Origin of the sequence: Mammaliicoccus sp. N-M50, assembly GCF_022386995.1 — a bacterium.
In the GTDB taxonomy this organism is placed as follows: domain Bacteria; phylum Bacillota; class Bacilli; order Staphylococcales; family Staphylococcaceae; genus Mammaliicoccus; species Mammaliicoccus sciuri_A.
Genome location: NZ_JAJNJA010000001.1, coordinates 419,883 through 445,181 on the forward strand (window position 1 = coordinate 419,883; position 25,299 = coordinate 445,181).

Here is a 25,299-nt window from a genome sequence, read left to right on the forward strand (position 1 = left end):
CCCTCCTATTTATTTTTCCTTTCAAAAATACTTATTGAATGTTCATCAAAATATTTATATGCCTTTTTTTGATGAACGTGATATCGTTGTCCACTTACAGATGGATAGTGAATAAATTCTTTTAAATCATTCTTGTATCTAGGATTAAATAGAATATTTTCCTTTAACCATTGCACACTGCAATCAAGATGATCTGCTAACTCTTTTAAACTAATAAATTTACCGTCATTGTGATTGTTCAATAATTGTTCATACTCCACTTTTGTAATCAAAATAAAATCAGATGGAATATTAATTGTTGCGTTTAGTTGTTGTTGCATATCGTTTCCTCCTTATCTTTAAATGTAAATAATCCCTCTACACTTACATCGAACACTTTAGATATCTTAGTTGCCAGCATCGCACTCGGCGTTCTTTTACCATTTATGATCTGACTCATGTAAGATATTGAAATACCAACTTCATCAGCTAATGTTGAAAGGTTATATCCTTTTATAAACATTAACTCTTTTAAATATCTACTTTTGATAACCACAGTCATTGATAAGCCCTCCTTTTACTATAAGTTGTTAATTAATTACTATCATATTAGTAATTAACTATAGTTTACTTTTTTATAAATGTATTGTCAATACTTTTTACTACATGATAGTATTATAATAATAGTTAATTGGTAATTATCTTTTGTTTTACAAAGTTTCACTAAAAATAATTGTATATTTTACAAACATATGATAAATTTTACTTGATTACTATTGGAGGAATGAACATGATTAAATTCAATCTCAAAAAGATAATGAAAGATAAAAAAGTTACTCTTAAAGAGTTGTCTAGCAAAACAGGGTTATCTATAAATACTTTAAGTTTATTATCGACTGGTAAAAGTAAAGGTATTCAATTCGAAACATTAGAAAAAATAGTAAGTACATTAAATTGTAAAATAGAAGAATTATTAATTTTAGATGATGGTTATAATACTCTAGAAATATTAGATGTTGAACTGATTCCAAAAGATGATTATTTTGTAATGGTTAACAATGATGAAAATATGTATCTAAAATGCACTTATCTAAATGAAGATCGTGAAATTAAAAAATTACTATTAACTTTTAATAAAAATACAAAAATAAAAGGTGTTATCGTTAATATATCAGGTGAATTTCCCATAGAAATATTAACCAGTGGTAAACATGTAAGGCACATTGTTAAAAATAGAACTAAAGAAACTACACTTAATTTATTCATTCCATTTATGGGTTTAATTTTCAAAAAAGCATACGAAAATGGTATTTATGATTTTTCCACGTTCCCTCTTGGTGTAAATTTTATGCCTTATGCAGATACAATGGTGTCATCTACAACATGGTATTCAAAGCATTTCTATTCTGACAGTTTTAAAAAGGCTGGTGAATTAGATAAATATGTAAAGATAGAAGAATACAAACTATTCATTTCTTATGAAATGTATGAATATGAATTAAAGATAGAAAATGAAGGTGATTAAATGGCATCTTATGAAAAACGTGGTAAAACATGGCGTTATGTATTTTATGCTACGATTGACGGTAAAAAAGAGAAGATACAAAAAGGTGGCTTTCGTACTAAACAAGAAGCACATGCTGAAGCTGTTGAGTTAGAATCTTATTACAGAAAAGGTATTGTGTTAAATAATAAGGTTGAATTTGCAGATTATTTCAAATCCTGGTATGAAACAAATAAGAAGGATAAAGTCACAAAGAAAACTTATGATCGTTATGTTATAGCACACAGATATATTAAAGAATATTTTAACCACACATTACTAACAGAACTGAATAGAATGGACTATCAGAAATTTATAAATGAATATGCTGGTAATCACTCGACTGATAGTACTCGTAAATTAAATAGTTATATTCGCAATTGTTTAGACGATGCTATACATGATGGTCTAATACACAAAAACGCCACATATAAAGCCAATACAAAAGGCTCTGTGGCGTCTAAAGATGAAAAGGATAAATACATTAGTCATAGCGAATTTAAACGTTTAAAAAGCTATTTAGAAACAAAAGAAAGCATGTCCTCACTTCTATTACTTGTGGCTATGGTTACTGGTGCTAGATTTTCTGAAATTCAAAAAATGAAACGTGAAGATTTTAATTTACCTAATAATCAAGTTCATATACCTGGTACAAAAACAGATACATCAGATAGAATAATTTCAATGGATCTAAAAACTTTGAAACGTGTAAGAAACTTTATCAATAATCGCCCACAAGATATTAATGGATATGTATTTTCTGAACATGGGACACTGATAAGCAATAACGCAGTAAATAAAGCCCTTAAACGAGCATGTAAGCATTTAGGTATCAAAGATATTACAATACACTCATTAAGGCATAGCTTATGCTCTGTGTTGCTACATGAAGGGTGTTCTATACACTATATTTCTAAACGTCTAGGACACAAGAATATTAATGTTACTCTATCCATATACTCACATTTATTAGAGGAAACATACCAGCGTGATGATGAACAAGCTATAACATTTTTAAATAGCATATAAAAAAAGCACCTACAAATTAATGTAGATGCTTTTCTTCGTGTTTGGGGATAATTTGGGGATTATAATAAAATATTCTATGATATTCAATATAACCTCAATTACTCCAAACCATTGGTATAAAGGGCTTTTCGTATTTTAATAATACTCTTTAAACCCTACTTAGCGTCCTGGGAGGGATTCGAACCCCCGACCGACGGCTTAGAAGGCCGTTGCTCTATCCAGCTGAGCTACCAGGACATTTTCAACACAAGAATAATTATATCGAATAGATACTGATTTATCAATACTTTTTAAAAAGAAAAAGGTTTATTAAATCGCTTTCGAAGTATTATTACACGTTTAGTTATTTTATTTTACTTTTATTCGGTGATAACTATGTCATTAACTTTAACTGTATTGGCTTTTTCGGCTTTACACAAAGATTTATCTTCAAATATTTCTATAACACTCGCATGTACTAGTCCATTTGCTGTTAATACATATATGTTTTCGTTCTTATGTAAGTCGTTATATTCGTTTTTATTTATACAAAACTCATCATCATTGATAACTGATGTAACGTGTGTTCTGCCCATTTCTACCCCTCCTACGTATCATAACTTATTAGTTTTTACATAAAATTAACGACATTCATAATTATAAAACAATTTTTGTTTAATTGAAAGTTTATTCTAAATTTTTAATAAAATTGAGATATTCGTAAGAATATCTCAATAAATAAAATCTATTTGCCATTTTTGTTTTGCAAAATATATATTTAAAGTGCTAATGATAATTTTTCTATTTCTTCATTATTTCTATTTAAATATGTTAAAGTTGCATTATTTAATGCTTCGTCGAATTCGATGATGGCATATGTTTCTTCCCACTGTCCTCTTGTTTGAGAGATGCTTCCTGGATTGATACAATAAACGCCATCTATTGACTCACATAAAGCTATATGACTATGTCCATAAAATGCAAATTTAGCATGGTTATTTTTAGCATGGGCACTTAATACTTCTCTAGATGCTTTAATATCATATCTATGACCATGTGTATAGAAATAACCAATACCTTCTATTTCACCTTGTTCTTCTATTGGAAATTGTGGATCGAAATCACAATTTCCTTTAACTCTTTGATACAAACTTAGTTCTGTATCGTTATAGTCAAATTCAGAATCACCTAAATGTAAAAATAAATCTGCGTCTTTATTTTTTTCGTATATTTCATGAAGTATGCCTTGTTCGCCATGATTATCGCTAACAATTACCCATTTCATTGGAATCGCTCCCCTATATCTTCATTCATTAATTTAATTGCATTACCACGGTGACTGATTGCACTTTTTTCTGCAGCAGTTAATTCTGCCATCGTTCTGTCTTGTGATGGTACGAAGAAAATTGGGTCATAGCCAAATCCATTTTCCCCTCGTGGTTCGTCTATAATTTCACCAGGTGCTTTACCTACATATGTAACAGTTTCTTTACCAGGCTCACTTACAGCAATGGCACAAACAAATTCTGCTGCTCTATCTTCTATACCCTTTAAGTTTGTTAATAATTTTTCTATATTATCTTGATCATTTTTTTGTGCGCCTGCATATCTTGCTGAATAAATACCTGGTTCACCATTTAAAGCTTTTACAGATAATCCGCTATCATCAGCAATAACGATTTTATTTAATTGTTTTGAAGCCGCTTCTGCTTTCAAAATTGCATTCTCTTCAAATGTTGTACCCGTTTCTTCTACATCAAAATCAGGTGCAATTTCAGAAATACCTATAACATTTGCTTTTGGAAAAATGGTTTTAAAGTCATTTATCTTTCCTTGGTTATTTGATGCAATAATAATATCTTTCATATTTATCTCTCCTTACAATGTTATTCGTTCAACATGAGCATCTTCTATATGTAGCCACTCTTTTATCGTTCTCGTAATATGTTCAACATCACCGTTTGCAAAAAATTGATGTTTCGGATTTGGTGTATAATAAGAATGCTCATTACTAAAAGTCAATAATGCACTTACTTCTCTTGCTGTTTCTAAACCTGAAGATATAATTGTCTTGCCATCATCAAAATACTGATGAATCGCATCATATAGTAGTGGATAATGTGTACATCCTAAAATTACTGTATCTGAGTCATCATATCGCCACTGTTTAAGCGTTTGATGGATAACAATACTCGTAATCGTCGGATCTTTATATCTCATTTGTTCAACTAAAGGAACGAATCCTGGACAAGCGACGCCTTTAACTTCTACTTGAGGATTAATAGATTTGATACTTCGTCTATATGCTTCAGATTTAATTGTCCCTTCAGTACCAAGAACAAGTACACGATTATTTTTAGTTGTCATAATTGCTGTTCTTGAACCTGGATCAATAACTCCAATCACGGGTATTGATAACATTTCTTGTAAAGGTTTCAAAGCAACCGCAGTAGCTGTGTTACATGCGATGACTAGCATTTTAATATCTTTTTCAACTAAAAAGTTAGCTAATTGAATGGTAAATGATTTAACTTCTTCTCTTGTTCTCGGGCCATAAGGACACCTTCCTATATCACCTAAATAAAATATCGTCTCATTTGGCAATTGTCGCATGATTTCTTTAGCAACTGTTAAACCACCAATTCCTGAGTCGATTACGCCAATTGGTTTATTCATTCATCTTCACTTCGCATTCTTTTCAACATAATTTCTAACGCTTCATTAAACTTTATTTTATCTTCATCTTCCATAATAGATAGAAGATCTTCAGTATAAATTTGTCTCGCCTGAACAACTTCGTCAATAAGTGCCGTGCCTTTTTCTAATAACTTGACGTGGAATACTCTTTTATCTTTCTCAGATTGAATTCTTTGAACGAGTTCTTTTTTCTCAAGTTTATCTACTATATCTGTTGTTGTAGAATATGCTAAAAATAAACGTTTAGATAACTCACCAATTGTAATTTGATCATGCTCATTGAGCCATTGTAAAGCAATAAATTGAGGCGGTGTTATATCATAAACCTTTAACTGCCCTCTTGATTTTAATTTCGTTCTTTCTACTATATGTCTTAACGAATATTCAATCTGTTTTGTAATTTCTTCCATAGTTGTTTGTACCTCTTTTCTCATCAAACTTATATTAATAATAATAACACATACGCTTATTTGCAGTTAATGAATTGGTCTTTATGTTATATAAATAAACAAATAAGAGGCCAAGACATAATATTATGTCCCAGCCTCTCATATCTTTATTAGTTTACTTCGTGATCTGAACCGAAGAATGATTTAAACATTTGGAAAGTAGCTTCTCTATTCATTGCTGCGATTGATGTTGTTAAAGGAATACCTTTTGGACAAGCATTTACACAGTTTTGAGAACTACCACACTCTTGTATACCACCATCAGACATAAGTGCTTTAATACGTTCATCTTTAGTCATGCTTCCAGTTGGATGCAAGTTGAATAAACGAACTTGAGATATTGCTTGAGCACCCATGAAATTATTATTCACGTTTACGTTCGGACAAACTTCTAAACATACACCACATGTCATACATTTAGAAAGTTCATATGCTGTTTGACGTTTTTTCTCAGGCATACGAGGTCCTGGTCCTAAGTCATAAGTACCATCAATTGGTACCCATGCTTTAACTTTTTTCAAGTTATCGAACATACGAGAACGGTCAACTTGTAAATCACGAATAACTGGGAATGTCTTCATTGGTTCAAGTTTAATTGGTTGTTCCAATTGATCAATAATAGCTGAACATGATTGACGAGCTTTACCGTTAATAACCATAGAACATGCACCACAAACTTCTTCAAGACAGTTCATATCCCAAGTTACTGGTGTCGTCTTTTCACCATTTGACTTAATCGGATTTCTTTGAATTTCCATTAAAGCTGCAATAACGTTCATATTTGGTCTATAAGGAATCTCAAATTTTTCTTCATAAGGTTGAGATTTATCATTTTCTTGACGTTTGATAATGATTGAAATCGTTTTGTTTTCTTGGTTTTGACCTTGTGCATTGTTTTCAACTGTTTGAGTGTCTGCCATAATTATTTACCTCCTTCAGATTTCTTAGAGTAATCACGTTTACGAGGTTTAATGTGACTAATATCCACTTCTTCATATGAAAATTCTGGTGCTTCTTTAGGTCCTCTAAATTGAGCAATCGTTGTTTTTAACCACTCTTCATCATTACGGTCTGGGAATTCAGGTTTGTAATGTGCACCACGTGATTCGTTACGATTATATGCACCAATCGTAATAACTCTTGCTAACACTAACATATTCCATAATTGACGCGTAAAGAATACAGCTTGGTTACTCCAAGTAGATGTATCTTCCATATCAATATTTTGATATCTTTCCATCAACTCAACAATTTTCTTATCTGTTTCAAGAAGTTTATCATTATGACGAACAACTGTAACATTGGCTGTCATAATTTCTCCTAATTCTTTGTGTAACTTATAAGCATTTTCTGTACCTTTAAGTTGTAATAAATGATCGAATTTTTCTTGTTCTTCATTTATACGTTTTTGGAAAATTTCTTCATCTAATTCTGTATATGATTTTTCAATATTATTAGCATATTTAACCGCATTTGGTCCTGCAACCATACCACCATAAATAGCAGATAATAATGAGTTTGCACCTAATCTATTACCACCATGTTGTGAGTAGTCACATTCACCAGCAGCGAATAAACCTTTAATATTTGTCATTTGATCAAAGTCTACCCAGATACCGCCCATTGAATAATGAACTGCTGGGAAAATTTTCATTGGGACTTTACGAGGGTCGTCACCAGTGAATTTTTCATATATTTCTATTATACCACCAAGCTTAACATCTAACTCATGTGCATCTTTGTGTGATAAATCAAGGTATACCATGTTTTCACCGTTAATACCAAGTTTTTGGTTCACACAAACATCGAATATTTCACGAGTCGCAATATCACGAGGTACTAAGTTACCGTAATCAGGATATTTTTCTTCTAAGAAATACCAAGGTTTACCGTCTTTATACGTCCAAATACGTCCACCTTCACCACGAGCTGATTCACTCATTAATCTTAATTTATCATCACCAGGAATTGCAGTTGGATGAATTTGAATAAACTCACCATTTGCATATTTAGCACCTTGTTGATAAACAACAGAAGCTGCTGAACCTGTATTAATCATTGAGTTAGTAGATTTACCAAATATGATACCTGGTCCACCAGTTGCCATAATTACAGCATCTGATCCAAATGATTCGATTTTAGAGTCTGTTAAGTTTTGAGCGATGATACCACGTGCAGCATCTTCCTCATCTTTAACAATACCTAAAAATTCCCAACCTTCATATTTTGTAACTAAACCTTTAACTTCATAACTTCTAACTTGTTCGTCTAATGCATATAGTAATTGTTGTCCAGTTGTTGCACCTGCATATGCAGTTCTATGATGCAAAGTACCACCAAATCGACGGAAATCTAAAAGACCTTCTGGTGTACGGTTAAACATAACACCCATTCTGTCTAATAAATGTATGATACTTGGTGCTGCTGCAGTCATATTTTTTACAGGTGTTTGGTTAGCGAGGAAATCTCCACCATACACTGTGTCATCAAAGTGAATGTCAACAGAGTCACCTTCACCTTTAGTATTGACAGCTCCGTTAATACCTCCTTGAGCACAAACAGAGTGTGAACGTTTAACAGGTACTAATGAGAATAAATCAACATGCGCACCTTGTTCAGCAGCTTTAATAGTTGCCATAAGTCCTGCTAAACCACCACCGACAACAATGATTTTGTTGTTTGCCATAAAAATTGTCACTCCCCTAAAAAGTATAAATCCTATACGAATGCAAAAATAGCTCTTAAGCCAATAATACTAATTACGATAAATACAAATAAAGTTACATAAGTCATAAAACGTTGTGATTTTGGTGATTGTGTAATTCCCCAAGTAATGAAGAATGACCATAAACCATTTGAGAAATGGAATATAACACTTAATACACCAATAACATATAGCGTTACAGAAATTGGATTAGATAAAATATCTGAAACCATATCAAAGTCAACGTGATGTCCTAATGCAGCTTGAATACGTGTTTGGTAAACATGAACAGCTATGAAAATAAATGATATGATACCAGTTAAACGTTGTAATAAGAACATCCAGTTTCTAAATAGTGAATGCCTTCCTACGTTTTCTTTAGCTGTAAACGCTATGTATAATCCATAAATAGCGTGGAATAGTATAGGAATATAAATAACTACAACTTCTAATACAATTTTAAATGGTAAATTCCACATAAAATCTGATGCTTTATTAAAAGCTTCTGGACTTATCGTTGCAAAATGGTTAATAACCAAATGCTGAATTAAGAATATTCCTATAGGAATTACACCTAATAATGAATGAATACGACGTAAAATAAACTGTTTTTCGCTTGACGCCAAAAGAAGTCCCCCCTAACTTTAATCTATGGCTCTATCGTTATATTAAGAATATAATAATCTGAAAACGATTACATACATCCCAAAAAAAATTCGATGAGCATTTACATGTATATTGTAACATCATTAAGTATGAATTTGGGCATGAGAATTATTCTCATACCCAAATATATAGATTTTTTGTTGTAATTTTACCATTTATTTACTAAGCTTATCTACTAAGTTTTGAGCAACCTTTTTCGGAACACCAATTTTAACAAAATCCTCTAAATTCGATTCTCTCATTTTTTTAATAGAGCCAAAATGTTTTAATAATGTTTGTTTACGTTTTGGTCCAATACCTTCTATTTCATCTAAAGCTGACTTAAGTGATGTTTTTTGTCGTGTTGATCTATGGAAACTAATTGCAAATCGGTGCACTTCATCTTGAATGCGTTGAAGTAAATAAAATTCTTGAGAATTTTTCTTTAGTGGTATAATTTCTGCTTGTGATCCGTACAATAATTCTGAAGTTTGGTGTTTGTCATTTTTACTTAGACCTGCAATTGGTATATCAAGTCCTAGTTCATTTTCTAATACATCTCTCACTGAAGACATATGTCCTTTACCACCATCGACAATAATCAAATCAGGAATTGGTAGTCCTTCTTTTAATACTCTTGTGTATCTTCTTCGAACCGCTTCTTGCATCGACTTATAATCATCTGGACCTTTTACAGATTTAATTTTATATTTGCGATAGTCCTTTTTACTTGGCTTACCATCCACAAAAGCTATCATAACAGACACTGGATCTACACCTTGAATATTAGAATTATCAAATGCTTCAATTCTAATCGGTGTTTGAATACCCATAGCCTCTCCTAAGTTCTCAATAGCTTTGATCGTTCTAGATTCATCTTTCGCAATTAATTCAAATTTATTTTTAAGTGAAATACTCGCATTTTTTATCGCAAGATCCACCATTTCTTTTTTCTGACCTCTTTTAGGCTGAACCACTTTTGAATCAACGACTGACTCAACTGTTTTAATGTCTAAATTTTTCGGAATATGAATTTCCTTAGGCGTTAAATGTTGATTTAAAGAATAGAATTGTCCAATAAATGTATAGAATTCTTCTTCAGCAGTTTGAATAATAGGTATCATAGATGCTTGTCTTTCAATTAATTTACCTTGTCTAATAAAGAATACTTGAATACACATCCACCCTTTATCAACAGAATAACCAAATATATCCCTCATTGTCATGTCTGCTGACATCATATTCTGTTTATAATTTAACATTTCAATATGTTGTATTAAGTCACGGTATTCTTTCGCTTCTTCAAACTTCAAAGCTTCACTCGCTTGATTCATCTTCTCGTTTAAGTCATTGACGATTGTTTTGTCATCACCATTTAGAAAATCAGTAATTTCTTTAACCATCGTTTGATACTCGCTTTGTTCGACTGGATAAACGCAAGGTCCTAAACATTGGCCAATATGATAATAAAGGCATACTTTATTTGGCATTGTGACACATTTTCTTAACGGATAAATTCTATCTAGTAATTTTTTCGTTTCATGTGCGGCATAAGCATTAGGATATGGTCCGAAGTATTTACCCGAATCTTTTTTTACAGTTCTCGTCACGATGAGTCTAGGATGTTTTTCTTTTGTAATTTTTATAAATGGATAACTTTTGTCATCTTTTAATAATATATTATAACGTGGTTGATGTTTTTTAATTAAGTTAAGTTCAAGTAATAAAGATTCTATTTCACTTGAAGTCACGATAAATTCAAAATCTCTAATCTCCCCTACGAGTCGAGTTGTCTTTTCATCATGTGCACCTGTGAAATAGCTGCGAACTCTGTTTCTTAATCGTTTAGCTTTTCCAACATATATGACTGTTTGTTGTCTATCTTTCATGATGTAACATCCAGGTTCTGTTGGTAAAACTTCAAGTTTTTGCTTAATTTTCTTTTGGTAGTCTTCCACCTTTATCACCTACCTTTTTAAATTCATTATATCAATAAAATTTGCATTGACCAAAACATACGTTCTATATAAATATCTATCATCACACAAAAACTGCCTACAAAGTCATATGCTTTGTAGACAGTTTGGATTAATCATAGGTTATAACGATTAATAATGTTTAGATAATACTTGTTCTAGTTGTTCTTTAGGTTGGAAACCTACTACTTTATCTACAGCTTCGCCATCTTTAAATACGATTAAAGTTGGGATACTCATAACTTCGTATTTAGCTGCTGTTGCTTGGTTTTCATCTACGTCTAATTTAACGATGTTAGCTTTACCTTCAACGTCTTTAGCTAAATCTTCTAATACTGGCGCGATCATTTTACAAGGTCCACACCATGGTGCCCAGAAGTCCACTAAACTAACGCCTTCTTTGATTTGTTCATCGAAATTTGCATCTGTTGCTTTTAATAATGCCATTGGAAAAATCCTCCTTGTTAACTTATGATAATGAGAGTATAGCACGCTTTATTTTGCAATGCATGTTGTTTGCTCAAAGTGTATTGTACTTGATATGAACTATATTAGCAATCACTTAAATTCAGGTTTTCTTTTGTTTATAAATGCATCAATACCTTCTTTTGCATTGTCGCTTTCAATAATATCAACGAAATGTCTTTCTTCAATTTGATCACTTTCTAATGATAAATCTAAATTAGACATTTGCTTGATGACTTTAATAGAGTCTAAAGATTTAGAAGCGATTGTAGTAGCTAATTTTTCAGTAGCTTGTTCTAATGCTTCTTTATCTTCAACTATTACATTAAATAAATGTTTCACTTCTTCTAAATTGATATTCTCACCAGTTAACGCAGCTTGTAATGCTTTATGTTGACCTACCATAGCAGATAATCGTCTGACACCACCAAAGCCTGGGAATATACCTAAGTTAATTTCAGGTAATCCTACTTTTGTATCTTTCGTGATTAATCTCATATCACATGCTAAAGCAAGTTCAAAGCCACCGCCTAAACAAACACCATGAATTGAACTGATAACTGGCTTATGACATGTCTTAATCAATCTAAATAATTTAGCACTTGTAGAAGCTAAATCTAATCTTTCATGTTTAGTTAGTTCTGGGAATGATTTAATATCTGCACCCGCAGAGAAACATTTTTCATTACCTTTTATAACGATGACTTTCACATCTTCATTGAATCCTTCTGTTTCAATTGCTTCAATAATGCTATTTAATACTGCCTCATTTAAAGCATTTACCGGACCATGATTTAATTGTATATAAAGAACGTGGTTTTCGACATTTGTATTTATCAAGAAAATTCCTCCTTATAAAAATATTAAGTATGCAATACCTGCTATAAATGTTAAAGCAGAAATAACGAGTAATACTTTAGCTAGTTTATACATATCAAAATTATCCAATATGTTTCCTCCTTATTTCAATGTTACAACAGTAACACCAAATCCACCTTCTGAAGGCATACCTGTACGATATGATTCTACAGAACGATGTTTTTTAAGATGGTCAGCTACACCTTTTTGTAATGCACCTGTACCTTTACCATGAATAATATTCACTGTACCGTAATTAGAAAGTACTGCTTGATCGATATATTGGTCTAATTCTAACATAGCATCTTCATATCGGTAACCACGTAAATCTAAATCCATTTTTATAGTAGATCGATTCGTTCTAGGAACAACTTTACTTGGTTGTTGTTTCTTTTTATCTAGTTTTTCTAAATCTTTTACTTCTATTTTCATTTTGAGTATACCCATCTGAACAACAACTTCTTCATCGCTGATCACATCGATAACTTCACCTTTTTGACCGTATGATAATACTTTAACGTCATCACCTTTTTCAATCTTATCGTGACGTTCTTTCTTAACATTTTGTTTCAGAGATTGCGATGTATATTGATTATCAAGTCGTTTCTTTCGCTCAATGAGTTCATGCTCTTTTACATTTGCAGCTGAATTATCTCGCATATCTCTTAGTTCTTGAAGGATTGTTTCCGCTTCTTCAGTCTTCTGTTTAACTTCTTGATTCGCTTTATTTCTCGCTTCATCCATCAGTTGTGTTTTGAAGTTTTCAAAGCGTTGTAATTCTTGCGTTAATGATTGATGCAAGTCTATAGATTCTTGTTTTAATTTTTCAACTTCAATACGATCATTTTCGACAGATTTAGCATTTTTCTCAAGTGATTCTATCATGACATTGATTTCTTTTTCATCTTGACCAATCAGTGATTTTGCATGATTGATGAGTTCATTTTTTAGCCCTAATTTTTTAGAGATTTCAAATGCGTTTGAGCGTCCTGGTATACCCATTAATAATTTATAAGTTGGTCTTAATGTTTCAACGTCAAATTCAACACTTGCATTCATCACTTTCTCTCGATTATAGCTATATGCTTTAAGTTCAGGATAATGTGTTGTTGCCATGATTAAAGCATCTCTTTCAATCGTATAATCTAAAATACTCATTGCTAATGCTGCACCTTCACTCGGATCAGTTCCTGCTCCTAATTCATCAAATAAAATTAATGAGTCTTTATCCGCTTGATCAATAATGTTGACGATATTTTTCATATGTGATGAAAAAGTCGATAACGATTGTTCAATAGATTGTTCGTCACCAATGTCACAAAATACTTTCTTAAATATTGTTATAATTGCGCCATCTAATGTCGGAATTAACAAACCAGATTGTGCCATTAACGTGATTAAACCAACTGTTTTTAAGGTAACGGTCTTACCACCAGTATTAGGACCTGTAATAATAACAGCATTAATGTCTTCTTTAAATTCAATCGTATTGCTAACAACTTCTGATTGATTAATTAATGGATGTCTTGCTTTAGGTAAATATATTGCTCTATCTTCAGATATGATTGGTTTAGTAGCTTTAATAGTTGCACCGAATTTAGCTTTTGCTGTCACAAAGTCTAAATGCCCCATAACTTCTGTACTTGAAAGTAATTCATAGCCTACTTCGCTTACTTGTTCTGTCAGTATATATAACAATCTATCTTTTTCTTCTTTTTCTTTAGCTTTAACTTGAGCAATTTGATTATGCATTTCAACAATTGCACTTGGTTCAATATATAATGTTTGGCCAGATGCAGATTGATCATGCACGATACCATTAAAATCTTGACGATATTCTGCTTTAACCGGAAGTACATGTCTATCATTTCTAACCGTTACAATAGAGTCCGATAATTTCTTCTGATTAGCTGAAGATCTAACCATTTGTTCTAATCTTGATTTAATACGATCGTTCGTTTTTTTAATTTGATGTCTCAATTCAGCTAATTTCGGACTTGCCGTATCAAACAAATCGTGTTCATCACACTGTTCACTTATTTGATTCAGTAAGTCACTTAATACTGGCAATTGCGCTACATAACCATCGATATTTGGATAAAGGATTGCTTCATCTTCATCAACGATACTAGCGTAAAATGTTTTGAATCTATTTTGAACTTGAATATTACGTTTAATTTGGTTTAATTCTTCAACGTATAACAAACTGCCAATTTCTGCACGTCTTACATAGGATTTAATATCTTTTAGCCCTGAATACCCAGGTACTCTATGTTTATTATAAATTTGAGTCATTTCGTCTGTTTCATTTATGCTTTGCTGAACCGTTTCAAGTTCATCACTTGGTTTAAGTTCGTTAATAATACGTTCAGCAATATCACTTGTCGCATGAGTAGACAATTGTTGAATAATTAAGGGATATTCAAGAACTTTTAATGTTTTCTCATTCATATTATCTTCCCTCTTCTTTTAATACTTTATTTTGTTGATTGGATCCATTTTTTAAATGCCTCACGTGATTTAGCATTAATAACTTGTGATTTTTTAACCCAACCTTTTTGAGCCGTTCCAACACCATATTTCATGAAATCAAAATGATCAATATGATGGGCATCCGTATTAATTGTAATCATTAGGTCAGGATTATTTTTTAATACGTCAGCGTTTAAATCTAATCGTTGTGGATTAGCATTCAGTTCTAATACTGTATTAGTATCTCTTGCCATTTTAATAAGTTCATCAATATTAGGACGATATCCTTCTCTTCTGCCAATAATTCTACCTGTCGGATGTGCTATATGTCTGACATATTGATTTTCACATGCAGTTCTAAGTCTATTCATAATCTCTTCTTCAGATTGATTGAAACTTTGGTGGATTGCTGCAATCACATAATCTAATTCTTTCAATACGTCATCTGGATAATCTAAACTACCATCTGGTTTAATATCCATTTCTGTACCACTATAAATATCAATTTCTTTATATGATTCATTTAGTTTTTTAATTTTTTCGTTTTGTTCCAATAAACGTTCAATAGATAATCCATTTGCTACTGCTAAACTTCTAGAATGGTCTGTAATACAAATAAATTGATATTGACGTTCAATTGCCGCTTCAATCATTTCTTCAAGTTTAAATGCACCATCACTATAAGTTGTATGCATATGAATATCACCATTAATATCTTCTAACTGTATGATATCTTGAATATCTTTATCAAATTCTGTACCATCCTCACGCATTGTTGGTGGTATATATGGCACGTTAAAATGATCATAAATTTCCTTTTCACTTTGATAAGTAATGATGTTACCATTTGCTTCTTCTATACCATATTCACTTACTTTTTCATTTTTTTGTTTAGCAAGTTGTCTAATTTTTATATTATGGTCTTTAGAACCTGTAAAATGTTGCAATGTATGATAGAAAGCTTCTGGTTGAATCAGTCTAAAATCAACACCAATAACATTATCTTCAATTTGTAAATCTAAAGAAACTTTCGTTTGGCCAACAGCAATTTGTTCTTTAATATCTGGAAACTCAAGTAGTGCTTGTTGTACTTTTGTAGGTTCTTCAGTCGAAATAATATAATCTAAGTCTTTGCTCATTTCTTTCATTCTTCTGAAACTACCTGCAACTTGATATTGAATAATACCTTCAATATTATCTAAAAATTGATTAATCACTTCATGTGCTTTAATCATAGTATTGATTGGATATTTTTCAGGTCGTTGCCCTAACACTTTCGCTTCTTCAAGAAGTTTTTGTTCTGTCTTTTTCGCAAAACCTGGTAATTCAGACACTTGATTATTTTCACACGCTTTGATTAAATCTTCTTTATTTTTTATATCTAATTCTTTATATAATTTCGCAATTTTTTTACTACCTAATCCAGGTATTTTTAATAATGGAATAAGTCCTTCTGGAATTTCTTGTTTTAACTCATCTAAATAACTTTGTGTCCCATTATCTATATATTCATTTATGACATCGCCTACACCTTTACCAATGCCTTTTAATGATGTCACATCTTCAATTTCGTTTAACGTTCTTTCATCTGTTTCCAATGATTGACTTGCTTTTCTATATGCTGATACTTTAAATGGATTCTCACCTTTAATTTCCATGTATATTGCAATTGTTTCTAACATTTTTACGATATCTTTTTTTGTTAACATGTCTATTCCTCCGTAAAAAAAGTCATAGGTTCTCCCATGACTTTTTTCAATATGAATTCATTTAATTTGAAAGCCATTTTACTAATTGATCAGATAAGAATGGTGTCTTTGTTAATACTGCATTTCCAATAGAAGACTGTTGTAATGCATCTATAAAAGGTGCTACGGGGATTACCGCAACTGCTGCTAGTATGATAATTACAACTAAATATGCTTCTATAAATCCAAGTACGATACCATAATACCTTGCATATTTACCGCCAAATTCCATTTGATGATAAAAATCAAATACTGTTGCTACAATTTGTAAAATTATTTTAGTAAAAACAAATAAAATGAGAATCGCCATAATATTATAAAATGCATTCTCATTATTAATACTGTTAAATATTGCATTCTTACCTTCTGTAGACGCACTCGGATAAGGTAATATTAAATGCAATTGCTTGCTAAATGGTGCGTAACAAATGCTGGCAATCACCAATGAACTAATCGTGCCGATAGAATGTAATGATTGTAATACTAAACTACGTCTATATCCAATGATGACACCTATAATTAAACATAAAAATATAAGTAATGTTATCATTCTAAATGTCCTTTATTTTTTAATTGTTTGATTTCTTCTCTTAACTTTTCATTTTCTTCTTCTAATTTAACATATTCATGCATAACATTAACAGCTGTAAGAACAGATTTACGCGTTGTATCCAAGCCTGCATTTAATTGCCCGAGCGCTTGCAACTTTTCATCCACTCTACCAGCTACATATCGAATATGTGATGGATCGTCTTCACCAATAATTGTATAATGTTGATCATTTATAACCACTGTCACTCTATTTTTATTTTCACTCATTATACTACCCCTGTTCAAATTATAAATGGATTTCTATATATGTAATCATACTATATTATACATGACATAAGTTCATTTGTGTATGAATATCCACCAACTTGATTTGAGAAAATTCGTTTATATCATAAATTTATGCTACTCTATTTATAGAAAAAATTAAAAAGGCAGGACTTAAAAGTGGCAAACATCGTAAAAACAATTGACTCCAATACAATCAATCAACTTATAAAACAATATAATATGGAAACAAAGAACTTACCAACTGGCACTTTAGCCCGCAAGAAAATAAAAAGTACACAAGTCCAAATATACCGTTCAAAAAAAATAATGTTTCAAGGTAAAGATGCAGAACAAGTAGCAAGTGAAGTACTTAATCAAAACATAACGTCATCACCATCTAAAGCAACGCCAGCTACAAAAAAATATGAATTTGATATACATAATACAATTGGTAGTGATGAAGCAGGAAGTGGCGATTATTTTGGCCCACTTACAGTATGTGCAGCATACGTATCTAAACAAAACGCTAAAATATTAAAAGAAATTGGTGTAATGGACTCCAAGTCTTTAACTGATCCTAAAATTGTAGAACTAGCTGAACAAATTATACAAATATGCCCTCATTCTCTAATTGTACTTGATAATCCCAACTACAATACAAAGCAAGCAGAAGGTTGGAGTCAAGTTAAAATGAAAGCAGTCCTTCACAATCAAGCGATTAAAAATGTCATCTCACGAATCGACGAACAAGAATTAGAACAAATTGTGATTGACCAGTTTGTGCAAGCAAGCACTTATGAACGATACATCATTGGTCAAATGCCACGAAAAGACATTACACACTTTGAAACAAAAGGTGAATCAAAATCTATCGCAATTGCTGCAGCAAGTATTATCGCAAGATATGCTTTTGTTAAACACATGGATCAATTAGCAAAATCTTTAAATGTCATTATTCCTAAAGGCGCAAGTAATAAAGTAGATCTAGAAGCAGCAAAAATCGTCCAAAAATATGACATGCAACAGTTAGATAACATTACGAAAACACATTTTAAAAATAGAGATAAAGTATTAGACCTTATTAATCGAAAAAGGAGAAATTAATATGTTACTTATCACTTTCAGTTGGCAAGTCATACTTGCCCTAATCATTATTTGCTATTTAATTTGGTTTATCGGTAAACAACTGACCAATTCAACAAACAAACGAAAAAAATAATATAAAAACACAGCAAGCTGATATGAACCTTCAGATTGCTGTGTTTTTTATTTATATATCTTATGCTCTTAATGTCGCACCATTTTGTTCTAATGCTGTTAAGATCTGCTCGTGAATTGCTGAAACTTTATCTTCTGTCAATGTTTCATTAACGTCTAAATAATCTAAGCGAATTGCGACCGATTTCTTGCCTGGTTCCATATGTTCGCCTTCGTATACGTCAAATACTTCTGCGTTATTTAATATATCTGCACCATTTTCATTAATTGTATGAATAAGTGTAGCTGCCGTAACTTCTGTGTTAACAACAAGTGCAATATCTCTTGAAACTCCTGGGAATTTTGGAATAGCTTCGTATTCAATTTTGCCAACAGGTTGTCCTAAGATTTTTGTGAAGTTTAACTCAAACACATAAGTGCGGTCTAAGTCATTTTCTTTTTCAACTTTCGGATGTAATTCTGCTATTAAACCAACAACTTCATCATTTAATTTAACGTACGCTGTTCTACCTGGATGTAATAAGTCTAATGTCGTCGCTTCATAAGTGAACGTTAAGTTTAATTGTTCTGCAATACGTTCTACTATACCTTTCACTAAGAAGAAATCAACAGGTTCATCTTTTTGTTGCCATTTATTACCTGTATATTGTCCGGTTAATATACCACTTAAAAATTCAACTTCTGTTGGTAATTGATCTTTTCCGTTACTATAGAACACTTTACCAAGTTCATATAATGCAACGTTTTTATTCTTACGTGCAACATTATAACGTGTAGCATCAACTAATCTAGGTAATAAACTTTGACGTAATACAGCTTGATCTTCACTCATAGGCATCATAAGTTCTACAACTTCTTGTTGTTCTAAAGTATAGTTTTGAGCAACATCTTTACGAACTAATGAATACGTAATCGCTTGATCTAAACCAGCACCTTCAAGAATTTCTTTAACTTTTCGTGTCTTCAATTGGTTATCTGTTAAGTAGCCGGCAGTTGCATTATCAAAGTTTGGTAATGTCGAAGGTAATTGATCATATCCGTAAATACGCGCAACCTCTTCGATTAAGTCTGCTTTAATCGAAATATCATTTCTTCTTGATGGCACTTCTACTTTAAAGGCATCTTCAGAGACAATCGTTTTAAATCCTAAACGATTAAATATTGTATTAATTTCATTTGTAGAAAGATCGAAACCGATTAATTGGTTAACATCTTGTGTTGTAATGTCTATCGTACGAGACAATTCTGGTAAAGTACCGTCTGATACAACTTCACTTAACACAGTTCCACCAGCAATATCTTGTAATAATTTTGCTGCTCTATCTAAAGCATCGAGTACTCTTTCACTCGCAATACCTTTTTCGAATCTGCTTGAAGCTTCACTTCTTAAGCCTAATCGTCTTGATGTTTGTCTAACATTTGTGGCATTAAATAATGCACTTTCGATTACGACATTTTGAGTGTTTTCTGTAACTTCTGAGAAATCGCCACCCATTACACCAGCGATTGCAATTGGTTCTTCACCATTTGTAATAACAAGGTCTGAAGTAAGTAGTTCTCTCTCAACATTATCTAATGTCGTGATTTTTTCATTTTCATGTGCGTAACGTGCAACAATTTGATCTGAACCAATTTTGTCTTGATCAAACATGTGTAACGGTTGACCGTACTCTAAAAGTACGTAATTCGAAACATCTACCACGTTGTTAATTGGACGGATGCCAGCTTTCATTAATCTAGACTGCATCCATGATGGAGATGGTTCAATTGTTACATTTTTAACAACTCTAGCTGCATAGAATGGAACACCTTCTTGATCTTGAACAGTCACTGATAATGATTCACTAGCTTTTTCTTCAGATTCATCTAAAGAAGTATTTGGGTATTGTATGTCATTGCCATATAATGCACTCACTTCATGCGCAGCACCAAGCATACTTAAACAGTCTGCTCTATTTGGTGTCAAATCAAAGTCTAATACATCGTCATTTAATAATAATGCTTCTAGTGCATCACTACCAGGCGTTGGTTCGTTTGAGAAGACGTAAATGCCATCTGCATATTTTTTAGGCATCACATTTGGATCAATACCTATTTCTTGTAACGAACAAATCATACCTTCTGATACTTCACCGCGTAATTTAGCTCTTTTAATTTTAACGCCACCAGGTAAACGACCACCTACTCTTACAACGATGACATATTGATCTTTATCTACATTTGGTGCACCACAAACGATTTGTACGGGTTCTTCTTCACCAACATCCACTTTACAAATATTCAGTTTATCTGCTTCTGGATGTTTCTCTTTAGAAAGCACATGTCCAACTACTAATTTTTTAATATCGTCTCCATAATGTGTAACACTATCAACTTCAATACCACTTCTTGTAATTTTTTCAGCTAAATCTTCAGTATTAGCATCTATATTTATATATTCACTTAACCACTCTTTACTTACTAACATTATGCTTCACCACCATCTTCTACAGGCTTAAATTGTTCTAAAAATCTCACGTCGTTTGTATAGAAATGTCTAATATCTTCAATTCCATATTTCAACATTGCCATTCTGTCTGGTCCTAAACCAAAAGCAAATCCAGAATATTTATTTGAATCAAAGCCAGCCATTTCTAATACATTTGGATGTACCATTCCTGAACCAAGAACTTCTATCCAACCTGTTTGTTTACAAACGTTACATCCTTTACCTTTACATTTGAAACATGACACATCTACTTCAACTGATGGTTCAGTGAATGGGAAGAAACTTGGTCTTAATCTAATTTCACGATCTTTACCAAATAATTTACGTGCTAATAATTCTAATGTTCCTTTTAAGTCACTCATCTTGATATTTTCAGCTACGACTAAACCTTCAATTTGCGTAAATTGATGACTGTGCGTCGCATCATCAGAGTCTCTACGGTAAACTTTACCTGGACAGATAATTTTAACTGGTCCAACACCATTACGTTTTTCTAAAGTTCTCGCTTGTACAGGAGATGTATGAGTACGCATTAAGATTTCTTCTGAAATATAAAAAGTATCTTGCATATCACGTGCTGGATGAGACTTTGGTAAATTAAGTGCTTCAAAGTTATAATAGTCAGACTCTACTTCATAACCTTCAACGATTTCATAACCTAAACCAATAAATAAATCTTCTAAATCTTCATTGATTTTAGTTAGTGGATGTTTCGCACCTAAACTTACTTTTCTACCAGGTAACGTTACATCGATTGTTTCATTCTCTAATTGTTGGTTTAATGCTTCCTCTTCTAAAAGTACTTGTTTAGCTTCGATTTCTTTCTCAACAGCTTTACGTACTTCGTTCACAAGTTGACCGAATTCTGGTCTTTCTTCTTTAGGTAATTCTTTCATTTCTTTCATAAGGCCTGTAATAACGCCTTTTTTACCTAAATAATTTACTTTCACGTCTTGTAATGATCTTTCTGCTTTTGCTTCATTAATTCTTACAAGCGCATCTTGTCTTAATTCAGATAACTTTTCTCGTAATGACATATATATCCTCCTATTTTGGTCGAAAAAAAGACTCCGCCTCCTCAAATATAGAGGGACGAAGTCTTCCGTGGTACCACCCAAATTTATACATAGTTATGCATACACTTATATGTTGATAACGGATCTACATTCCGACTTAAATTTCTTTAAGTAGCTAAAAAGATGAAAAAAATTAAGTTACAACATAGGATTTTTCAGTCTCGAATCCATTCCCTTGTCATGTGTAAACATTAATTTACGTCCTTTTGTAAGCTCATATTGATTATGAAATCATTATATTAAATATTATATAATTGGTCAACCTTTCAAATGATAAAGCAAGATACCACAAGATACAGCTACATTTAAACTTTCAGCTTTGCCATATAGCGGTATATGAAGATTCTTAGTCGTTTGTTCGAGTATCGCTGGATCAACACCTGCACCTTCATTACCCATAATTAATGCAAAGTTTGAATGGCTTTCGACTTCTCGATATTCAACTGCATTTTGAAGACTTGTTCCATAAGTTTCGCCATCAAATTGTTCCATAAATTCAAATATATCTTGCTCAACAACTGGTAAATGAAAGACACTACCTTGTGAAGCACGTAATACTTTATCTTGATATGGATCAGCACTTCCTTTTGAATAAATAACAGCGTCCATACCTGCAGCATCAGCGTTACGAATCAATGCACCCATATTGCCTGGATCTTGTACTCTATCTAATACAAGGACTTGTTTAAAATTACTCGTTTCATATGTAGGCATGTCGACAACCGCAAATATACCTTGAGGTGTCGTTGTGTCTGATAATGATTCTGCTACTTTAAAATTAATGACATATGCTTCCTTTGCATATTCAACAATTTTCTCATCAACTCTTGCATAATCTACTGCTAATAATGTAACGATAGTCAGTTGACTATGATAAGCTTCTTCGATTAAATGAAAACCTTCAATCAGAAATTGACCTTGTTTAACACGTTCTTTTTTCTTTTTTAATTTATTCATTTGTTTAATTTTATTATTTTGAACTGAAGTAATTTCTTCCATAGTAACGCCTCATCTTCTCATTGTGATATAAAAATATTATATACGAAAAAAGACTGCCAACAAAGTCAAAGACATTGATGACAGTCTTAAGCACCTTAGTTTAGGTGTTTAAATATTAATTATTATTTAGAAACGACTTCTTTACCTTTGTATGATCCACATGCTTTACATACACGGTGAGATAATTTCATTTCTCCACAGTTTGAACATTCTACCATACCTGGTACTGAGATTTTGAAATGCGTACGACGTTTTCTTTTAGCTGTTTTTGAAGTTCTTCTAGCTGGAACTGCCATGTCTTATTCCTCCTTAAATTTTATAAACACTTTTCCGATTATTTTTCGTCATCGAAGAATTGTTGTAATTTTTGAAGTCTTGGATCAACTTTCTTTTCAGTTTCTTGTTCTGAATCTTCGGTTGACTCAATTTGATCTTCGCCAATAACTTCCCAACCATCGCCTGCCATTGAAATATCTTCGCTACCTTCAGAGAATACTTGTAACGGTTTCTCTAAAATAACAAGTTCTTCAATGATTGGTAATAAATTAATCATGCCGCCTTCGAGTTTATGTCTCAATTCGTCATCATAATTATTATTTTCACTGAATTCATCTAGCTCAAATATTTCTACTGATGTAGTATCAAATGGTAGCTCTACTGGCTTTAAAGTACGGGCACATGGTAACGTCAATACACCATTAATGTCAAGATTGACAATTATCTCATGCATTCGCACTTGAACGTCTCCTGTTACTTTTATTGGAGATATATCGATAAGTTCATCTACCCTATCAATAAGGTATTTCATATCGATTTCTTTATCAAAAGTAAATGGTTCGTTTTGGTATTTTTTAAGTTGTGTTATTGACCACTTCATCTGGGTTCACCTCTTACAAACACAAAAATTATTGTAACCTTAACGACAATGTTTGTCAAGATTTTTTCTTAACATTCATTATCTGATACAATACTTATGATGAAGTGAAATGGGAGGAAATGCAAATGAAAAGTGTTGCTTTAATAACAGAATATAATCCATTTCATAATGGGCATGTATATCACGCAGAATCTTCTAGAAAATTAACAAAAAGTGATGTTGCTATTTCTATTATGAGTGGTTCTTTTACAATGCGTGGAGAACCAGCAATTTTAAGTAAGTTTAAGCGTGCCGAAATGGCCATTCAATATGTAGATTTAGTTATTGAATTGCCCCTTGTATATGCCATATCATCTGGTGATTTATTTGCTAAAGGCAGCGTTCAAATAGCAGAACAACTTGGATGTGACACATTATCTTTTGGAAGCGAATCTGGAAATATTGACGATATTAAACATGTCATTAAAGAAATAGAACAAGTATCTAAAAGTGAAAAATACAAACAAATGTTGAAAGAAGGAAAATCACACCCGAGAATTATTTCAGAATTAATACCTCATAATCAAATGCTTAAAGGTTCAAATAATTTACTCGCAATTGAATATGTGAAACATATCATGCAGCATAACTTAGCAATAGAACCAACAACGATTCAAAGAAAAGATAATATGTATTTAGATGCTCATTTAAACGAAACAACACACATTTCAAGTGCAACTTCTATACGTAACGCCTATTTTAGACAGGACGATACATATCAATTAAGTTTACCGATAACAAGTTCAAATATATTAAAGCACGCTCATGCAGTTAACTGGGATCACTTTTTCCCATTATTAAAATGGACAATATTAAGAGCTACCCATGAAGAATTGCAAGACATATATATGATGACTGAAGGATTAGAATATAAAGTTAAAAAAGAAATTAAAGAAAGTACGAACTTTGAAATGTTTGTACAAAAGCTCAAATCTAAGCGATATACGTGGACAAGAATACAACGCTTGTTAACCGCAATTTTGTTAAACGTTTCGAATGAACAAGTTTCTGAATATAATCCAACTGCCATACGTGTACTTGCAATGTCTAAAAAAGGACAAGCATATTTAAAATCTATTAAAGAATCATGTCCGTTACCTATCGTTACAAATGTAAATAAACAAACAGCTGCTCACTTCACTAATGAAATTAAAGCAACAGATTTATATCAATATATTTCAGGTGATTCTGATACTGATTTTAATAAACCAGTCATAATAAAAAACGCATGACATATGC

General features: G+C 32.0%; 26 protein-coding genes and 1 tRNA gene. 4 read left to right on the forward strand and 23 right to left on the reverse strand.

The annotated features are described in order from the left end of the window. Window positions 1–5: 5 nt before the first annotated feature. Together LQ622_RS02095 and LQ622_RS02100 are read right to left on the reverse strand one after the other, a co-directional pair. Window positions 6–320 (reverse strand): DUF771 domain-containing protein, encoded by a 315-nt coding sequence (locus LQ622_RS02095; protein ID WP_239774652.1) that lies wholly within the window; start codon window positions 318–320, stop codon window positions 6–8. Continuing rightward, window positions 305–541 (reverse strand): helix-turn-helix transcriptional regulator, encoded by a 237-nt coding sequence (locus LQ622_RS02100; protein WP_239774653.1) that lies wholly within the window; start codon window positions 539–541, stop codon window positions 305–307. The genes LQ622_RS02095 and LQ622_RS02100 overlap by 16 nt, the downstream gene beginning before the upstream one ends. Window positions 542–769: 228 nt before the next feature. Here LQ622_RS02100 and LQ622_RS02105 point away from each other — a divergent pair, with 228 nt between their 5' ends. Beyond that, window positions 770–1,504, forward strand: a complete 735-nt coding sequence (locus LQ622_RS02105; protein WP_239774654.1) for a helix-turn-helix domain-containing protein — start codon at window positions 770–772, stop codon at window positions 1,502–1,504. Further along, entirely contained in the window at window positions 1,505–2,551 is a 1,047-nt protein-coding gene (locus tag LQ622_RS02110; protein WP_239774655.1) for a site-specific integrase, read from the forward strand. A 163-nt stretch (window positions 2,552–2,714) separates the two neighbouring features. On the opposite strand, the gene LQ622_RS02115 is transcribed toward LQ622_RS02110, so the two are convergent. From LQ622_RS02115 to zapA, 16 genes are all read right to left on the reverse strand, one after another. After that, window positions 2,715–2,788, reverse strand: a tRNA-Arg gene (locus LQ622_RS02115). A gap of 122 nt (window positions 2,789–2,910) precedes the next feature. Further along, window positions 2,911–3,126 carry a hypothetical protein gene (locus LQ622_RS02120; RefSeq protein ID WP_037587508.1) on the reverse strand — a complete coding sequence of 72 codons (216 nt, stop codon included), beginning with the start codon at window positions 3,124–3,126 and terminating at the stop codon, window positions 2,911–2,913. A 182-nt stretch (window positions 3,127–3,308) separates the two neighbouring features. Further along, window positions 3,309–3,815: a metallophosphoesterase family protein gene (locus LQ622_RS02125; RefSeq protein WP_037587506.1), complete on the reverse strand. Its 507-nt coding sequence runs from the start codon at window positions 3,813–3,815 to the stop codon at window positions 3,309–3,311. Next, window positions 3,812–4,396: an XTP/dITP diphosphatase gene (locus LQ622_RS02130; RefSeq protein ID WP_107576978.1), complete on the reverse strand. Its 585-nt coding sequence runs from the start codon at window positions 4,394–4,396 to the stop codon at window positions 3,812–3,814. The genes LQ622_RS02125 and LQ622_RS02130 overlap by 4 nt, the downstream gene beginning before the upstream one ends. Window positions 4,397–4,408: 12 nt before the next feature. Continuing rightward, window positions 4,409–5,206 (reverse strand): glutamate racemase, encoded by a 798-nt coding sequence (gene racE, locus LQ622_RS02135; RefSeq protein WP_025904622.1) that lies wholly within the window; start codon window positions 5,204–5,206, stop codon window positions 4,409–4,411. Continuing rightward, complete coding sequence (locus LQ622_RS02140) at window positions 5,203–5,637, reverse strand: MarR family winged helix-turn-helix transcriptional regulator (RefSeq protein WP_025904623.1); 435 nt, start codon at window positions 5,635–5,637, stop codon at window positions 5,203–5,205. The genes racE and LQ622_RS02140 overlap by 4 nt, the downstream gene beginning before the upstream one ends. A gap of 149 nt (window positions 5,638–5,786) precedes the next feature. Further along, window positions 5,787–6,596, reverse strand: coding sequence for a succinate dehydrogenase iron-sulfur subunit (sdhB, locus tag LQ622_RS02145; RefSeq protein WP_037587502.1), 810 nt, complete (start codon window positions 6,594–6,596; stop codon window positions 5,787–5,789). 2 nt (window positions 6,597–6,598) lie between these two features. Beyond that, a complete protein-coding gene (gene sdhA, locus LQ622_RS02150; RefSeq protein WP_037587500.1) occupies window positions 6,599–8,362 on the reverse strand; it encodes a succinate dehydrogenase flavoprotein subunit in 1,764 nt (587 codons plus the stop codon). Window positions 8,363–8,394: 32 nt separating this feature from the next. Further along, window positions 8,395–9,006 (reverse strand): succinate dehydrogenase cytochrome b558 subunit, encoded by a 612-nt coding sequence (locus LQ622_RS02155; RefSeq protein ID WP_025904626.1) that lies wholly within the window; start codon window positions 9,004–9,006, stop codon window positions 8,395–8,397. A 195-nt stretch (window positions 9,007–9,201) separates the two neighbouring features. Continuing rightward, window positions 9,202–10,983 carry an excinuclease ABC subunit UvrC gene (gene uvrC, locus LQ622_RS02160; RefSeq protein WP_239762321.1) on the reverse strand — a complete coding sequence of 594 codons (1,782 nt, stop codon included), beginning with the start codon at window positions 10,981–10,983 and terminating at the stop codon, window positions 9,202–9,204. A gap of 150 nt (window positions 10,984–11,133) precedes the next feature. Next, complete coding sequence (trxA, locus tag LQ622_RS02165; protein WP_025904628.1) at window positions 11,134–11,448, reverse strand: thioredoxin; 315 nt, start codon at window positions 11,446–11,448, stop codon at window positions 11,134–11,136. Window positions 11,449–11,559: 111 nt separating this feature from the next. Then, window positions 11,560–12,306, reverse strand: coding sequence for an enoyl-CoA hydratase-related protein (locus LQ622_RS02170; protein ID WP_037587496.1), 747 nt, complete (start codon window positions 12,304–12,306; stop codon window positions 11,560–11,562). Window positions 12,307–12,426: 120 nt separating this feature from the next. Beyond that, complete coding sequence (locus tag LQ622_RS02175; protein WP_204168371.1) at window positions 12,427–14,775, reverse strand: endonuclease MutS2; 2,349 nt, start codon at window positions 14,773–14,775, stop codon at window positions 12,427–12,429. 26 nt (window positions 14,776–14,801) lie between these two features. Beyond that, entirely contained in the window at window positions 14,802–16,505 is a 1,704-nt protein-coding gene (polX, locus tag LQ622_RS02180; protein ID WP_204168372.1) for a DNA polymerase/3'-5' exonuclease PolX, read from the reverse strand. Window positions 16,506–16,566: 61 nt separating this feature from the next. Continuing rightward, window positions 16,567–17,094, reverse strand: a complete 528-nt coding sequence (locus LQ622_RS02185) for a CvpA family protein (RefSeq protein WP_037587489.1) — start codon at window positions 17,092–17,094, stop codon at window positions 16,567–16,569. Then, window positions 17,091–17,363, reverse strand: a complete 273-nt coding sequence (gene zapA / locus LQ622_RS02190) for a cell division protein ZapA (RefSeq protein ID WP_025904633.1) — start codon at window positions 17,361–17,363, stop codon at window positions 17,091–17,093. The genes LQ622_RS02185 and zapA overlap by 4 nt, the downstream gene beginning before the upstream one ends. Before the next feature lie 177 nt (window positions 17,364–17,540). On the opposite strand from zapA, the gene rnhC reads away from it, so the two are divergent. Then, window positions 17,541–18,467 carry a ribonuclease HIII gene (rnhC, locus tag LQ622_RS02195; RefSeq protein ID WP_204255152.1) on the forward strand — a complete coding sequence of 309 codons (927 nt, stop codon included), beginning with the start codon at window positions 17,541–17,543 and terminating at the stop codon, window positions 18,465–18,467. A 175-nt stretch (window positions 18,468–18,642) separates the two neighbouring features. Here rnhC and pheT read toward each other — a convergent pair whose 3' ends face one another. The 5 genes from pheT to LQ622_RS02220 all read right to left on the reverse strand — a co-directional run bounded on the left by pheT (window position 18,643) and on the right by LQ622_RS02220 (window position 24,021). Then, window positions 18,643–21,048, reverse strand: coding sequence for a phenylalanine--tRNA ligase subunit beta (gene pheT, locus LQ622_RS02200; protein WP_239774656.1), 2,406 nt, complete (start codon window positions 21,046–21,048; stop codon window positions 18,643–18,645). After that, on the reverse strand, window positions 21,048–22,106 hold the full coding sequence (gene pheS / locus LQ622_RS02205; protein ID WP_025904636.1) for a phenylalanine--tRNA ligase subunit alpha: 1,059 nt from the start codon (window positions 22,104–22,106) through the stop codon (window positions 21,048–21,050). Before pheS ends, pheT begins: the two co-directional genes overlap by 1 nt. A 297-nt stretch (window positions 22,107–22,403) precedes the next feature. Next, the gene (locus LQ622_RS02210; RefSeq protein WP_204255149.1) at window positions 22,404–23,144 is read right to left on the reverse strand and encodes a TrmH family RNA methyltransferase; all 741 of its coding nucleotides are present in this window, start codon (window positions 23,142–23,144) and stop codon (window positions 22,404–22,406) included. Between the two features lie 122 nt (window positions 23,145–23,266). Beyond that, window positions 23,267–23,440 (reverse strand): 50S ribosomal protein L32, encoded by a 174-nt coding sequence (gene rpmF / locus LQ622_RS02215; RefSeq protein WP_025904638.1) that lies wholly within the window; start codon window positions 23,438–23,440, stop codon window positions 23,267–23,269. A 38-nt stretch (window positions 23,441–23,478) separates the two neighbouring features. Beyond that, window positions 23,479–24,021 carry a YceD family protein gene (locus LQ622_RS02220; protein ID WP_239774657.1) on the reverse strand — a complete coding sequence of 181 codons (543 nt, stop codon included), beginning with the start codon at window positions 24,019–24,021 and terminating at the stop codon, window positions 23,479–23,481. A 125-nt stretch (window positions 24,022–24,146) separates the two neighbouring features. Between LQ622_RS02220 and LQ622_RS02225 the strand changes: the two genes are divergently transcribed. Beyond that, on the forward strand, window positions 24,147–25,292 hold the full coding sequence (locus LQ622_RS02225) for a nucleotidyltransferase (RefSeq protein ID WP_239762318.1): 1,146 nt from the start codon (window positions 24,147–24,149) through the stop codon (window positions 25,290–25,292). The last annotated feature ends 7 nt before the right edge of the window (window positions 25,293–25,299 follow it).